Here is a 13,307-nt window from a genome sequence, read left to right as displayed (position 1 = left end):
AGGTCAAACAGCGCCGTTCATGTCGCATGCTCCAGCTTTTCGGTTTCTGAGATGCGGTCCTCCGTCGTGTCCTGATCTCGACATGGACCGCCGTCTTGAAACGGCTCCGAATGCTCAGGACATCACTCGGTGAGTTCCGGTGACCCGCAGAATCTTGCCCGCGCTGCCTTCGCAGACCCGCATCGTGCATGCCTGGAGCGTCATTCTGTGAGGTGAGCGATGACCCGGCCGCCGCGGCGCAGTCTCCAGCAGCTCTTAGTCAGGTTCCTGTAGACCTGCACGGTCACTGACAGGAAGGCGGCTCGCCGACGGGGCAGAGGAGGGACGTCTGCATGGCGGCGTATTTCGGATTGCATTCCGGGTCCCATGGGAAGAGGCCCTTCACATCGGGAATAAAGAGCTGCACGCCATCGAATTCCCTGCCGAGGATAGCACGCCCTGCTGCCGAGTGTTCTACGCAAGAGGCTCGCTCGATCGGGCGGAAGGCCACAGGGTAATCGGCGATCACCATGTCAGCGAGACACGGTCTGTCGAAGCGCTGACCAAGGCGAACATTGGTCCCGGCCGCGTTGATGATGCCGCGTGCTTGTTCCGGGTGAAGTCCGACGATGAAGATCTCGGGATGCCCAAAGGATTCTGAGAGGCCGACCGAGTAGCTGTAGGAGGTCTGGTGCGCATCCGGAAGGACGCCTTGTACCATCCATCCATGCTGCCGAATGATCTTGCGCGCACGTCTGATGTAGTCCTCGAAGCTGTTTCTGCCTGCCATGCGTCATCCCAGGTTGCCGGGGGGTATGACATCTGAGTCCTTCCCGCGGAGCCCGTCCGAAAGTCCAGGAAGACACACTTGCCCCCCTATAGCAGCGGTAGGCCCCGTTACGCTCCGGGCCGGCTGCACGGCGGATGTCAGTCCACCGTCAGACCTGCTCGCCGATGCGGCTCTTCTCGGCCTCGCGAAGAGCTTTCTCCTCAGGGCTCAGGATGAATGTAGGACGACGATAGGCCGGCTTGCCATCAAGCGAGGGGCGGGGAGCCAGCGGCTGGGCGGCGACCGCGACAGATGCTATGTCAATCTTATCGTCGGGGTCGTACCGAAAGGCCTCGAACTCCACCTTCACCTCCGTCATGCCATCATAGTCCCAATACCGGACGCTACAATCTGCGCCCTTGAGAGCCTCACATGCCTGATACCGGACGAAATCTTTCAGCCGCTCGATGACAACATCTGGCGGTTCCAGCCCGTATTTCCCGGTCGATGCGTAGCGCTGGAGGGTGCGGAGCGACCTGCGCAGCTCCGGTACCTGCTCCCTGAGGCTGATTTCTCGCGAAGACGAGCAGGGTTGTCAGCGCTCCGAGGTCGTGGATGGGCACAATTCTCCGCTTCCTCTTGCCGGCCGGTCCGATGAGGGTTCCGGGTCCAGAGGTGAACTCGTAGATCGCACCGCGACTGGCGCTCCCATGATCGGAGAACTCGTGCGCAGTTAGGCCGCCACAATCCCTGGCGTCTGGTGTCGACGACGTAACGGTGCTGATCAATGATCTCCAAGATGGACGAAGCTCAGGCCGGCGGCTGAAAGATCTGGGGCTGAATGGCTGGAGGCGGCACTCGGCGATCGCCGGGTGAAGGTTGAAGTAATGCGGAGAGATGCGTCTCTCCGCTGCTTGTTAGCCAACAGGCCTCTGCTTGCCGGGGTAGGGGGGGATCAGGGCGACGGCCAGACGGCGTCGTGCCCGCCCCCGGTCGAAGCCCCTCTGCTCGAGTCCTTCGAGAGACTTCTCGAGGAGTCCCTGAATGAAGGTTTCAACGTGTGCCCGGTACTGCGCGCCAGAGAAGCCCCGTCCCCGGCGCAGGTTTACGACGGCCGCGCGCAGGGTGCGGAAGACTTCGCGCTGGACGTCGTCTGCTTCCGGGTTTCGCTCCACGCGCAGTCGCTCACGATACCGGACTTGCCGCGCCCGGTGGGCTGCCGATCCCGTAGTCGCTGGTCTCCCTGCCATTGCCGCCTCCTTTTATCCGTCACTCGGTGATGGTGGATGGCGGCGATGCAAGGAACTCCGTCATGAAGAAGCCGACGCCCATGGACGTCGCCCCGAGTTCCGCCGACTTTGGTCGCGGTCTACGATGCCTCGTCATCCTCGTCGGACGCCGGAGGATCGATGACGATCATCCTCGGCCGGAGCTTGCCCTTTTGGGCGTCCGCGCGGACCCTCCCCGGAACCCCGGCGCGGCCGGCGAAGGCGATGCTCAGGACGCGCATGATCGCGTCGGATCCCGGCCCATTTGCGGCGAGGATCAGCAGTGCAGCGTCCGCCAGCGCCAGCCGCACGTTGTCCGCCGACGGCTCCGGCGAACCCTTCGCGACAGCCACGCGCTGACGCTCACGGCTCCGGCGCTTTGACGTGGTCTTGTAGGCCCTCAGCTCGTCGGCCGTCATGTGCCGGAGGGCTTTACCGTCCTTACCTTCCGCGGCCAGGTTCTTGAGGTCCTTGTAGAGCCGCATCAGCTCTCCAGCGTCGATTTCCCTTGAGTCTGCCATCGCTTGCCTCTCCGTTCAGGTTGAACGGTGAGCCGTCGACGAGCTTGAGACAAGAAAAATCGACGTGTCGATTTTGCTTTTCGCTGGCGGGAAGCCAGGGCCAGTTCGAAATCGACGCGTCGATTGATTCAACCGTGCGGTCCACCGGGGTCGGGCCTGTATCATGTCTCACAATCGACGTGTCGATCTTGAATGCGTGGGACCTGTCACGAGGTCTTCGGCACCACTGGGGCATCTCGCGACGCTCCGATGACCGGCGGGCAGCGGTTGGGCCTTTCATCACGGCCGAGGGACGCTCCCTTGTCGGATGCTGGCTTTTCRTGGGAAACTACCAGACATCCGCGGGAGGGATCTATTCGTACCTGCTCCGCAAGGGCAGGACTGACACGGGTCCTTCTGACCTGCTCGACCTGAGCCCATGCGCGGAGCGCCCCAGCCCGATCCTTCGTACAAACGCACGAGAGGAAGCTTCTTTCTCAGTATATCCCGGTAGGATTCCGTTGACACGGCCATACGCTCCAACGGGTTAGCCGGAAAATAAATGTGAGAAAACCTCATCGGAGCCTTCCCGTCGGCATTCCGGGCGTCTTCCCGACGGTGATGCCAAGTCCTCGACGTCACGGACGGAATCCTTCTTTGACAGAGTATCCCTGCTGTAATCTGTTGACGTCCCCATGCCGGAGAAGGCCGGTAACTGGATTCAAACGTGAGAAAACCTCATCGGCCCATCTCCCGGGCACCACGGGCTGCAATTGCGCGAGCATACGGTCAGCCTCTCACCGAAATCGCAAGGGCCTGAAATCGTTGGTCTCCCAAATAAAGTGAGAAAACCTGACTGCGTGTCCGAGCCCCCTTGCGCTGTTCGCGCGGACGGACACACCATGATTAGGTGAGAGGTCGGAACGGCACCTCACTTTGATCGGGGGACCGGGATGACGGTGCAGCGGCTGGGGGCATGGATCAGAGTGACGAAGCGGGCAGGCGACCCGCTCCCGCCGCATCGCGTGCGTGCGGCGGACCTGCTCGAGGCGCTGAAGTCTCACGACGAGATGGACCGGCAGGAGCCCGAGGTCACAAAGCCCCGGCAGATGATCGAGACGATGCGGATCGTCGGCGACGACTACCTGACCGCCAGTGACGCCGCCATCTACGAGCTGCTCCTGACCTGGGCGCGGCACTGTGGCCTGAACCTCGAGTCCCACGAGATTCCTTTCAGCATCGTGAAGTCCTACCTTGAGGTGCCGTCGAAGAAGAAGCATGGCGAGACGAGGACCGTCCGCACTGACGACCTCGTGGCCGGGCTTCACCGCCTGTCGAAAACGCTCGTGAAGTACGACGTCCGGAACGACGAGTTCCGCTCCCGCGGGACGGTGCCGCTGGTCCTCGCGGAAGTGCGCGAATCCTTGCTGGACGGCGCCGCGACTGTCTCCTATACGATCCCCCCCCACATCCGTAGGCTCATGCTGGAGTCCCGGTCGTACGGCAAACTGGAGTTGCGCGCCTTCGCTCATTTCCGGTGCCGGTACACTGTCCGACTCTACCAGCGGCTGGCCTTGCGCGCCGGCTATGACAAGGAACTGCTGAAGCCGTGGGAGATCGCCCCGCAGCAGCTCGCCCGGGAACTCGGCTTCAAGTGGTCCGGCAAGTTCCGGTACGCAGACTTCCGCCGCTTCTGTCTCGACCCGATCCGTTGGGACATGGAAGCCCATGTCCGCCGCTTCTCCGTCCGTGTGGAGGAAGTCCTCGCCGAGGCCTCAGGACGCGGCCGTCGCCCGATCGCTCTCCTTCGGTTCCACATCACGCCGGAGACACCCAAGCTCGCGACGCTCGTGTCCGGGTCGATGACGGCCGAGGAGGTGCGGAGAGTCCGCGAGCACGATCTTGTCCTCTCGGCCAGCCAGATTCCGTCGCCCGGGGCCGTCGCCCGGACGATCCAGTTCCTCGAGCGCAGGCACACGGCCGTGGCCCTGTCCGACGCCTGGCGGGCTGCTCTCGATGAGGCCCTCGACGGCGTGCTCCGGCATGACGGGAGGGCGCCGACCGAGGACGACCTCCACGGCGAGTCCTTGCTTCAGGTCATTGAGAACGTCGGCACAGACGAGGCCTTCTTCGCCTGGGCGCAACGCTCGGACCGCACCGGCCGGTTCCTCCGCAGGATCGAATCCCTGGCACCCGAAGTGGTGGTTGCTCAGAAGCCTCCGGTCTCCCGGGAGGAGCGCCGTCGGGAGCTTGCACACCAGGACGCAACACAGATCCTTGAGGGCCTGAAGAAGCGTTTCAACGACGATTTCTTCCCGCACTGGCGTGACGCCTGGTGCGAGCCCGAGTTCACGATCTGGACCTGGGTGTCGGAGCAGGTGCCCGACGAGGGCAATGGCCTGCGGCATGCCCTGCGGCTGATCCCGAGGATGACCGTGGAGGACAGCCGCCGTACCCTCTACAACCTCGCCAGCGCCGTTCTCGCCGACGACGTGGAGAAGGCGCGGACGATCTGCACGGCCGTCGCAGCGCAGCGCCCGGTTTCAGCCGAGTGCCCGTTCTGACCTGTGGGATCTTCCCCGAGTGTCGGTTGACGCCAGTCGTCGGACTCTCTATCTCTTCGGTCGTTGAAGGAGCCGTCATGAAGAAAGCCGCCTGCATACGCTGACCTGATGTCAGATCGCCCGCCATGAAGGCGGGTGGAACCGTATGCCTGGAAGGACTTCTGCTTTGACCAACGGCCACACTCGACCCCATCGGCGCCGCCTTCTCGACCTCTCAGAGCTCCACGAAGCAAGCCTCATCGCCGACCTCGTCTTCTTGGGTCTCGACGACGCAGAGCCGGACCCCGTCGAGATGGCGCTCGCCCCGATCCTCACGCACTGGTCTGTCGCCCCGGGGCCCCGCCTCATCGGCGTGGATGAATGGGGTGGCATCCTTATCCTCGACGTCTGGTCCATCGGCCGCTGCCGCACTTGGGCGCAGACACCGGATGGTCTCGTCCGTCTTCGCGACCGGTCGCGCATCCCGCTCGCGAAGGAGGCCCGCCGATGACCATCAGGATCGATGAACACGGCCGCTTCGACCGCGCAGCCGTTGAGCGCGAGGCCGAGCGCCTCGAATCCCTCGCCCGCGACCTGCGTGCGCTCCTCATCGATGGTCCGCCGAGGATGGGCGACCACGCAGATGCGCCCGTCATCCACGGATGGGACTACGCGCTGCGCCAGGACCTGTGCCTGTCCGGCACGGTGTCCGGCCATCCCGCGGGAATCGGTGGACGCGGAAGGGTCACGGTCACGAGCGGACTTTGGGTGCTCGACCGGACGCGGGGATTCGCACGTACTTTGAGCAGATGGTATCGCCTCGGGGACGAGACGTTCGAGTACCAGAACATCTTCAGGAACACCCACTGATGCCCTCAATACGACCCATCACCCAACACATCTGACGCCGGGCGCCTTCGTCCGGCGACGCCCGGACACGAGGAGGCACCATGACGTCACAACGCGCACCACTTCCTGGATCATTCCCGATCGAGAGGGCATCCGTCCTGCGCGATATCGGATCCGCGCTCGATGCTGCAGTCACCGAAACCGCCGAGCCCGATCTCGTCGACTCGATCATCCGGCTTGGCGTGCCGCTGACGCAGGAGGACTGGGCTGCCGCCAAAAGGCTGCGTGACTCTCTGCTCCCCGCGCTGTCGGACGAGGGTCGGGTTTATACTTGGTACGCATGCGCGCTGGCAGGCATGCCCGGCGCCGCAGAGCAAGTTGCGGTCGCCTTCGCAAGGGCTGCGCTCGCAATTGAAATCTGGATCGCGACCGAGGGGTGGAAGCCGGTGACGGTCGGGGACGACAACGACGACGTCGCGCACGAGAGGCTGCGCGTCGCCGCGATGGCGTCGGTCGGCTGGAGCGCACTCGCGGGCGCGCCGTCGCACGAGCACATCACTGGGGGCTCGATGAAAGCGCACGCGGAGGCTATCGCGGCGGAGATCGACGCGATGCTCTGGAGTACGGTGCACGCCGCCGCCTGGCGTGACGGCAGGCTCGAGGGCATGCGTGTCCGCGCGGGAAGGAAGAGCGAGATCCTCGGCAAGCACGGGCTTGCCTCCGACGAGACAGTGGAGCAGCCGACCGAACGCCCGGCGCCGTTTCCCTCTGAGGACGGTGTCGTTGTCGTCGGGTCCGTCGCCGCGGCCTCGACGACGGGCGGGAAGGAGGCGCACGCCGCAGTGAAGTCCATCGTCGGCAGAGCGCTCCCGCTCGTGCGCGGTGACATCGGGAAGGTCGCCGACTCGCGGGCCGCACTCGTCGCCGAGTTCCCGCACGCCGCCGCCACTATCGACGCCCTGCTCGGCGACATCCGCCCAGGCGACCCGATCCGTTTCCAACCGTGCGTGATTGTCGGCGACCCCGGCGGCGGCAAGAGCCGATTGGCGAGACGCATGCTCAACCTGCTCCATGTCGGGTGGTCGGTGCTCGACGCCGCGACGACGACCGACCAGGGTATTATCGGCAGTCCTCGGCGGTGGGCGTCCGGCTATCCGTCGCTCCCGATTCTCACTGTCGAGCGGCACGGCGTCGCGAACCCGGCCATTATCATCGACGAGATCGAGAAGGCCGGACGCTCGACGGCCGGCTCAATCCACGATCCGCTGCTGTCGCTCCTCGAGAAGGGGACGGCCGCGAAGTGGCGCGACCAGTTCCTCGATAGCGAGGTCGATGTCTCACACCTGAGCTGGATCTTCACCGCGAATGCGCTGGACGGCATTCCAGGCCCGCTCCGGAACCGCTTGCGAATCCTTCGGATGCCCCGCCCCGGGAGAGAGCACGTCCCCCAGATCGCGGCGCAGGTGCTGCGCGAACTGCTTGCGACGCGGGGCATCGACGAGCGATGGGAGCCGCCTCTGGACGGGGAGGAGATCGCCGCGATCCTGGGCGCCGTCGGCGAGGAGGTGAGTGTTAGGGATTTGCAGAGGTATGTCACTGGCGTGCTGGATGCCCGTGCGAAGGGCGCCACGAGAAACTAGAGAAGGAGAGACCCGTGCTTACCAACGAGATGATCGCCGACAGTTCTTGGCGCGAAGAACTCAACAAACGCTTTGGCTGGATGGGCGGAGAGCACGGTCTCTACTTCGAGTGTATGGGGGGCTGGAGATTCATCCTGAAGGATTTCTTCGAGCGCGTGGAAGCGACGCTCGTGACACCGGAGGAGCGCGAGGGCTTCAGGATCTCACAGATCAAGGAGAAGTTCGGGTCTGCAAGAGTGCATTTTCATGGTGGTGATGACCGCATCGACCGCCTCGTGGCTGCGGCGGAGGCGGCGTCCGAAATCACCTGCGACGTCTGCGGCGGCCGTGGCCGTCTCCAGGGCAAGGGATGGCTCTCGACGAGGTGCGAGGCGCACACGGATTGGAAGGGCTGACCATGCGTCTTTGGATTCTCTCCGATATCCATCTTGAGCTTCAGGACGAAATCCCGCTGCCGCCTCCCGACGCAGACGTCGCCGTCCTCGCGGGCGACATCACGGCGCCGCTGGAAGCCGCTTTCGCGTGGGCCGTCGATCGGATCTCGGAGCACATGCCCGTCGTCCTCGTCCCGGGGAACCATGAGTTCTACAGGGACTCGGTGTCGGGCGGTATCTACCGGGGGCTGAAGGCGTACGCTCGCGATCCCCGAGTGCACCTGCTCGTGAACGACTGCGTCGTTCTCGACGGCGTCCGCTTCATCGGCGGCACGCTCTGGACCGACTACGCCCTTGATGCCAGTCGCACGTCGCCGGCCGCGCGGGATTCGGACATCGCTTGGGCGATGAGGAACGCCGAAGGACTCTTGCAGGATCACCAGCAGATCGCCCGGGACGACAACTCGTGGGTCAGGTGGTCTCCCGTCGATGCCCGCGCTGCGCACCAGGTCGCGCGCACGTACATCGAGACGGTGCTCGAGGTGCCGCACGACGGCCCGACGGTCGTCGTCACGCATCACGCGCCGGCTCCGCTTTCGATTTCGCCGCACTTCCTCGGCAGCCAATTGAACCCAGCCTTCGCATCCGACCTGTCAGCGGCGATCATGCGGTACCGGCCCGACCTGTGGATTCACGGCCACGTGCATCACTCAGTCGAATACGTGCTCGGCAAGACGCAGGTTGTCTGCAATCCGAGGGGGTACGAAGGGGAGAATCCTGACTTCGACCCAGCGCTCGTTCTGGATATCTTCAGAAGGCAATGATGACTCTCGGTAACTGGCAGCGGTATCACCTCGACCGCTACGTACGCGAGGCATACGGCACTTCCGACTACAAGATCATAGGAAGCCATCGATGCTTGAGACTGGATGGGAGGCAAACACGGATGCTGTCCTTCTCCGCCCCTGCGAGGGGCCCATGGTCCGAGCGGTTCTGCGAGCTATGCCCAGGCACCGGTCGCCCTGCGCCAGCGCATTGTCACTGACCTGCAGGCGATCGATGAGACCGAGGCGCTGCTGCGGTCCGCTGGAGAAGCGAGGATTCACGGATTCCTCGGTCACGACGATGCTGGCACATCGGAGCAAGAGCGTCGCCTCACGTAATTTTGGGAAGGAAAGGGCCTCCGGCACGATTGAAGAGGTGGTGGTGCAATGCGCTGGAAGCCAAAACGAACTTCTCCTGAGCGGTCGGGATTCAGGCTCAAGCAGTCCGCTTAGAGGCGCGCCAACTCCAGTGCGCAGGCGGAGATGGTATGTTTGGAATCAGCTTGGCTCGTCATGAGCAGGGCCTTGGGCGATTTGCTGACGTGAGCCCTGATTGAGGTCGCGTTCTGGTCGAACGGTCCCGGTCCAAGTGGGCCCACCTTCACCTCACACGATACGGCCAGGAGAGGTTCGAGTCAGGTTGACTGATCTCTCCAGTCAGGGAGCGCGTCGCATTGGCGGAGCTCGCTGTAGAAACTCACTAAGGGAAAAGTTGAGCGAAGCTGCTGCAGGCGATCGGATACCATTTTGTGCTGGACTGGAGTCGCGTCGCTCCAGGTCATGGAGTGATCGTCAAAAATGTGGAGCAGGACGAGTTCCATGGTGGCGAGGTCGAGCGCCCAGCGAATGTCGGCCAGATGGTTCTTGCTGCCGTTCCAGCCAAATATCCGTTCGGCGCAATGCCGAGGGCGTTGCGCGTCATGGAGGAAAGGGAACTGCACTTCACCACAAACCAGGTACCGTCCAGATTCCAGATCCGTACCGTCCCCATGTCCAAATTGGCCGAGGTCGATCTCATGATAATACTCAATCATGCCATATCCACCGACAGGTAGCATCGGGTCGATTGCTTCGTCGCAATCGAACCGAAGGAGCCATGCTCCCATCTTTGCCGCATGAACAGCCAGAGTGATGAAGATATCCGAGAAACCAATCTCACGGAGCTTAGCGACACGCTCTTCCCGTCCCTGCTCATCGATTAGGGTCGCGGTAGAGACGATCCATCCGTAATCGTTTGTCATGCACGCCATAGGCAGGGCTTCCGCCTCGATGAGTTCGACATCCTCGTACGTCAGATGCGCTGTCGAAAGGTCCAGGAAAGTGCGTAACGCCATTAGTTTCTCCATGTGCTGACATCAAGCCTGTAATCACTTTCCGAGCGTTGCAACCCCCGGAGGGATGATCACGTGAAATTCTTTGCCGCGGTTATGTACCACCGGACGGTCAACTTTCCCGACGTCCGGGTTCCCCCACTTGCTGACGAGACTGAACGCCGTCAGCATCGGATATGAAAGGAGCGCCACATGCCAACATACACCGTGCTTGAAATCTCCTGGGACCAGCTGGAATGGAGTGATGTCCTGAAGCTCCTTCAAGTATCGGAGCGGTGGAGCGCCATCGATGTGCAAAGATCCGGCAGTCATATCTATGCCTCGGTTGATGCGCTGCGCTCCGCGAACTCTAGAGAGGCTTGGCTGAATGCTGCCAGGAAGCTGGAGTTCTCGCCGTCCTTTGTCTCTCTGGCCGAGTGGGCGGCCGGGAAAGGCATCAGTCTGATCTGCGCGGTTCAGGGAGCAGGGATTGACCCGGAGGTTCCATTTCAGCGCGCACCACTGGTGGGGACATCAGTGGGGATGGCTTCCGGTTGCAGGCCGCCGCGGTTCGTCATTTGTGAGGGGAAGTGCGCCGGGCTGCCTTACCCGTACGACGAAGATGAAGTCCGCTGGATCGCGGACTGGCAGGAGATGGAGATCATTATTGTTCAGGCTCTGACGTGCTGCGACGACGAGTGGGTCGACGGAGAGGAAAGGCACTGGTGGAAGGTCGCGGACATGCAGGAGAGCTACCTGGCGGACCCGGAGGCATGGGATCTCATTGTGAGTGATGAGTTGCCGGATTGGGGACGTCGTGCCCTCAGCGAGTCGACAAGGGTGGAGGCCGAGCGGTACTTGTGACCCCGGCTCGGCGAGGAAACATCTGGCGACCGGCCGACGCAGCTTGGCGCGCCGCTCGCGCATATGCGACGGTCAGGCTTTGAGCATGGCCGTGCTCGCTTGGGGGCTGCAATTTCTAAGGCGATTTGGCTCACAGAGACTTGCTTGGCTCGTTCTCTGCGGAGGGTTAGGGTCCTGAGCGGTTTTGGTGTTTCGGGTGGGTACATCCGGGATGCCATCACGCTGAGTTCGATCAGTGGCTCGGCGACGATGCTTAAGCGGCTGGTCAGGAAGGCTCAGCGGAGCCTTCCTGACCAGCCATCTCCCGGACGGCGGGCAGCGGTGACCGTGACAGACGACGGCGGTTCCCTGGTCTGAAACTCTCAGATTGCAGGGCTATAGGTTCGGGCGGGGCTGTAATGCAAGCTCACGAGCGCCATGAAATTCGAACTCATAACCCGTAATCGGGCATCGAGACATAGGAATTCGGGAAGGGAGCGCCGGGCACTAGCCTCAGGCACGCCGGATGCGCCGGGCCCGGACTCCTTTGGTCGTCACTCTGATCTCTCTTCAGTCCCGAGATCGGGTGGCGGTTCGCCGTAGATCATCTCATAGATGGTACAAAAGTCGGCTCCGTCCACAAGAGAGCGCTCACCGTTCACGTGCATTGTCGCCGCCCAGCCGTCACCCGGCTCGATCGCCATCACGAAGAAGGAGAGTGCGGGATAGAGCTCGCCGAGCTTGCGGTAGACAGGCTCCGGAAGGTTACCGGCGGTACTGATCCAGAGGAGCAGGCAATCAGGTCGCTTGTCCATGAAGGCGGTTTCCAGGGCATTTTTACTTGTTCCCCAATATGGACCTGCGCATTCGTCTTCACTCGGCAACGGAATGATGCAGTCGAAATCGAGTTCAGGATCATCACACTCCTCGTCAACTGTAAAACAGTGCTTAAGGAAGTGGGCGATATCCGGTTGCGGACCAGTGATGGTGATGACGTTGTCAACGAGATTTGGCATCAGGACGAACCTTTAGGTGATAAGCATGTCATCCATTAGAGGCCTAAGGAATTGGTGGTAGCAAGCCCTGATGTTATGCCGACCGGAGTCTGCGGAGGTTGATGCTGAGGGTTGACGATGGGTGCAATCCCTTGGGCCGACACGAACGTCACTATGCCTCTTCCGCAGCCCGTGCTTCGGCCTCAGGATCAGTTATCCTCCCTTTCAAGTCGCGCCAATAGAAGAGACACGTGCTTCACACGCAACCCCTAGGATCGACGATCATACAGTCCAATCCCAACGGCGTGCCCGGATGCACGCTCAAGCGAACTCTCGCGTGAGCGCGAAATGCCATTGTCATCCGAAACAAGCGGTGCCTACCATTCAGGAGCAGACGTTGTGGAGAAGCCGACATGGGGTGCGACATTCATTGCTACGCAGAGCGCAAAGTCAGGGGCAGGTGGCGAATGATGCGCGGTCAGTACCCGATCCGGCATCGCGATTACAGGATCTTCGCATTCCTGGCTGACGTTAGAAACGATGTGGGAATCCCACCAATTGCACAGCCACGCGATTTGCCGGATGACATCAGCGATGGTGTGGTCGCGGAGTTCAGGAAGTGTAATGACGCACATTCAGTCTCATGGCTGAGCGTATCAGAACTTCTTGCCTACGATTACGATCGCATCGTCACTGGGAAAGAGCGCCGTGCCGTGATGGCAGATCATCACGAGGATCGGGGAGGCGCTGTCATGGCTGAAGAGGACAAGGGCATGGCAGTGCGCGAACTGCTTGGAGAGGGTTGTTTCGACGAGCTTAAGGAGCTGAAGACATGTGGGGCTGAACGCATTGTGTTCTGGTTCGACAACTGACTGTCAATGGCAGTCGCATCTCGAGTGACCTGTCCAGGCTCCAGAAAGTGTGGGTCCAAGTAGGAAAGGAATTGCGATGTTGGATACGATCTCTGATGCCTGCCGACACTGGCCGATCTCATGAGAATCATGACCGCAGAGGTTCGTTCCTTCTACGCGACGGCTCGCCCACACCAGAAGTGGGTGCCTCGGCTCTTTGCTGTCGTGCCAGTCGGGGTCGTCGTGCTGTCATGCCCGGACTACGATGCGGACGACCGCGATAGAATCTACGACGATCTCTGGCTCAAGCTGCGTCTCCTGGAAGCCGAGAGCTACGTGCTCGCCGCGGAAGCGTGGATGGGAAGTGTTGGTTCAGCACTTCGACTCAGCCAGCAGCCTGCCTGCCGTGAGGTGATGATCCTGAGCGCTGCGGACCGGCGCGGAGCCACGCAAAGCGCGGCGTAGGAGCTCATGCGCGACTGGGCGACAGATAGCGTCGAAGAACTGGCCGAGCTACCCTCCGGAAACAAACTTACTGGGCCCATTTTCGCGTTGCTGCGGT

15 protein-coding genes are annotated in these 13,307 nt (G+C 62.1%); 9 read left to right on the top strand and 6 right to left on the bottom strand.

The features are described 5' to 3' along the window. Window positions 1-283: 283 nt before the first annotated feature. The 4 genes from ACXJKO_RS08185 to ACXJKO_RS08170 all read right to left on the bottom strand — a co-directional run bounded on the left by ACXJKO_RS08185 (window position 284) and on the right by ACXJKO_RS08170 (window position 2,501). Complete coding sequence (locus ACXJKO_RS08185; RefSeq protein WP_457090593.1) at window positions 284-769, bottom strand: DUF4262 domain-containing protein; 486 nt, start codon at window positions 767-769, stop codon at window positions 284-286. A gap of 148 nt (window positions 770-917) precedes the next feature. Beyond that, window positions 918-1,127 (bottom strand): hypothetical protein, encoded by a 210-nt coding sequence (locus ACXJKO_RS08180; protein ID WP_457090592.1) that lies wholly within the window; start codon window positions 1,125-1,127, stop codon window positions 918-920. Window positions 1,128-1,665: 538 nt separating this feature from the next. Further along, on the bottom strand, window positions 1,666-1,998 hold the full coding sequence (locus tag ACXJKO_RS08175) for a hypothetical protein (protein ID WP_457090591.1): 333 nt from the start codon (window positions 1,996-1,998) through the stop codon (window positions 1,666-1,668). Window positions 1,999-2,117: 119 nt separating this feature from the next. After that, complete coding sequence (locus ACXJKO_RS08170; RefSeq protein ID WP_457090590.1) at window positions 2,118-2,501, bottom strand: hypothetical protein; 384 nt, start codon at window positions 2,499-2,501, stop codon at window positions 2,118-2,120. 968 nt (window positions 2,502-3,469) lie between these two features. Between ACXJKO_RS08170 and ACXJKO_RS08165 the strand changes: the two genes are divergently transcribed. From ACXJKO_RS08165 to ACXJKO_RS08140, 6 genes are all read left to right on the top strand, one after another. After that, window positions 3,470-5,080, top strand: coding sequence for a hypothetical protein (locus ACXJKO_RS08165; protein ID WP_457090589.1), 1,611 nt, complete (start codon window positions 3,470-3,472; stop codon window positions 5,078-5,080). A 166-nt stretch (window positions 5,081-5,246) separates the two neighbouring features. Next, a complete protein-coding gene (locus ACXJKO_RS08160) occupies window positions 5,247-5,570 on the top strand; it encodes a hypothetical protein (protein WP_457090588.1) in 324 nt (107 codons plus the stop codon). Beyond that, window positions 5,567-5,929 carry a DUF6634 family protein gene (locus ACXJKO_RS08155; protein WP_457090587.1) on the top strand — a complete coding sequence of 121 codons (363 nt, stop codon included), beginning with the start codon at window positions 5,567-5,569 and terminating at the stop codon, window positions 5,927-5,929. The genes ACXJKO_RS08160 and ACXJKO_RS08155 overlap by 4 nt, the downstream gene beginning before the upstream one ends. An 80-nt stretch (window positions 5,930-6,009) precedes the next feature. Next, window positions 6,010-7,548, top strand: a complete 1,539-nt coding sequence (locus ACXJKO_RS08150) for an AAA family ATPase (protein ID WP_457090586.1) — start codon at window positions 6,010-6,012, stop codon at window positions 7,546-7,548. A gap of 14 nt (window positions 7,549-7,562) precedes the next feature. Then, a complete protein-coding gene (locus ACXJKO_RS08145) occupies window positions 7,563-7,943 on the top strand; it encodes a hypothetical protein (RefSeq protein WP_457090585.1) in 381 nt (126 codons plus the stop codon). A gap of 2 nt (window positions 7,944-7,945) precedes the next feature. Continuing rightward, window positions 7,946-8,746: a metallophosphoesterase gene (locus tag ACXJKO_RS08140; RefSeq protein WP_457090584.1), complete on the top strand. Its 801-nt coding sequence runs from the start codon at window positions 7,946-7,948 to the stop codon at window positions 8,744-8,746. A gap of 635 nt (window positions 8,747-9,381) precedes the next feature. Here the strand turns inward: ACXJKO_RS08140 and ACXJKO_RS08135 are convergent. Beyond that, complete coding sequence (locus ACXJKO_RS08135) at window positions 9,382-10,080, bottom strand: DUF5983 family protein (protein ID WP_457090583.1); 699 nt, start codon at window positions 10,078-10,080, stop codon at window positions 9,382-9,384. 189 nt (window positions 10,081-10,269) lie between these two features. Here ACXJKO_RS08135 and ACXJKO_RS08130 point away from each other — a divergent pair, with 189 nt between their 5' ends. Then, window positions 10,270-10,920 (top strand): hypothetical protein, encoded by a 651-nt coding sequence (locus tag ACXJKO_RS08130; protein WP_457090582.1) that lies wholly within the window; start codon window positions 10,270-10,272, stop codon window positions 10,918-10,920. Window positions 10,921-11,453: 533 nt separating this feature from the next. Here ACXJKO_RS08130 and ACXJKO_RS08125 read toward each other — a convergent pair. After that, window positions 11,454-11,915, bottom strand: coding sequence for a hypothetical protein (locus tag ACXJKO_RS08125; protein ID WP_457090581.1), 462 nt, complete (start codon window positions 11,913-11,915; stop codon window positions 11,454-11,456). Window positions 11,916-12,361: 446 nt separating this feature from the next. Between ACXJKO_RS08125 and ACXJKO_RS08120 the strand changes: the two genes are divergently transcribed. Both ACXJKO_RS08120 and ACXJKO_RS08115 read left to right on the top strand, forming a co-directional pair. Next, window positions 12,362-12,766: a hypothetical protein gene (locus ACXJKO_RS08120; RefSeq protein WP_457090580.1), complete on the top strand. Its 405-nt coding sequence runs from the start codon at window positions 12,362-12,364 to the stop codon at window positions 12,764-12,766. A 129-nt stretch (window positions 12,767-12,895) separates the two neighbouring features. Next, complete coding sequence (locus ACXJKO_RS08115; RefSeq protein ID WP_457090579.1) at window positions 12,896-13,210, top strand: hypothetical protein; 315 nt, start codon at window positions 12,896-12,898, stop codon at window positions 13,208-13,210. Window positions 13,211-13,307 lie beyond the last annotated feature (97 nt).

It is taken from the genome of Microvirga sp. P5_D2 (genome assembly GCF_054049475.1).
The sequence above is the reverse complement of the archived record's forward strand: the minus strand, read 5'-3'. Positions and strand labels throughout refer to the sequence as shown.

Coding starts and splice junctions, on each gene's coding strand:
- ACXJKO_RS08185 (WP_457090593.1), bottom strand. CDS start 769: ATGGCAGGCAGAAACAGCTTCGAGGACTACATCAGACGTGCGCGCAAG.
- ACXJKO_RS08180 (WP_457090592.1), bottom strand. CDS start 1,127: ATGACGGAGGTGAAGGTGGAGTTCGAGGCCTTTCGGTACGACCCCGAC.
- ACXJKO_RS08175 (WP_457090591.1), bottom strand. CDS start 1,998: ATGGCAGGGAGACCAGCGACTACGGGATCGGCAGCCCACCGGGCGCGG.
- ACXJKO_RS08170 (WP_457090590.1), bottom strand. CDS start 2,501: ATGCGGCTCTACAAGGACCTCAAGAACCTGGCCGCGGAAGGTAAGGAC.
- ACXJKO_RS08165 (WP_457090589.1), top strand. CDS start 3,470: ATGACGGTGCAGCGGCTGGGGGCATGGATCAGAGTGACGAAGCGGGCA.
- ACXJKO_RS08155 (WP_457090587.1), top strand. CDS start 5,567: ATGACCATCAGGATCGATGAACACGGCCGCTTCGACCGCGCAGCCGTT.
- ACXJKO_RS08150 (WP_457090586.1), top strand. CDS start 6,010: ATGACGTCACAACGCGCACCACTTCCTGGATCATTCCCGATCGAGAGG.
- ACXJKO_RS08140 (WP_457090584.1), top strand. CDS start 7,946: ATGCGTCTTTGGATTCTCTCCGATATCCATCTTGAGCTTCAGGACGAA.
- ACXJKO_RS08135 (WP_457090583.1), bottom strand. CDS start 10,080: ATGGCGTTACGCACTTTCCTGGACCTTTCGACAGCGCATCTGACGTAC.
- ACXJKO_RS08130 (WP_457090582.1), top strand. CDS start 10,270: ATGCCAACATACACCGTGCTTGAAATCTCCTGGGACCAGCTGGAATGG.
- ACXJKO_RS08125 (WP_457090581.1), bottom strand. CDS start 11,915: ATGCCAAATCTCGTTGACAACGTCATCACCATCACTGGTCCGCAACCG.
- ACXJKO_RS08120 (WP_457090580.1), top strand. CDS start 12,362: ATGATGCGCGGTCAGTACCCGATCCGGCATCGCGATTACAGGATCTTC.
- ACXJKO_RS08115 (WP_457090579.1), top strand. CDS start 12,896: ATGACCGCAGAGGTTCGTTCCTTCTACGCGACGGCTCGCCCACACCAG.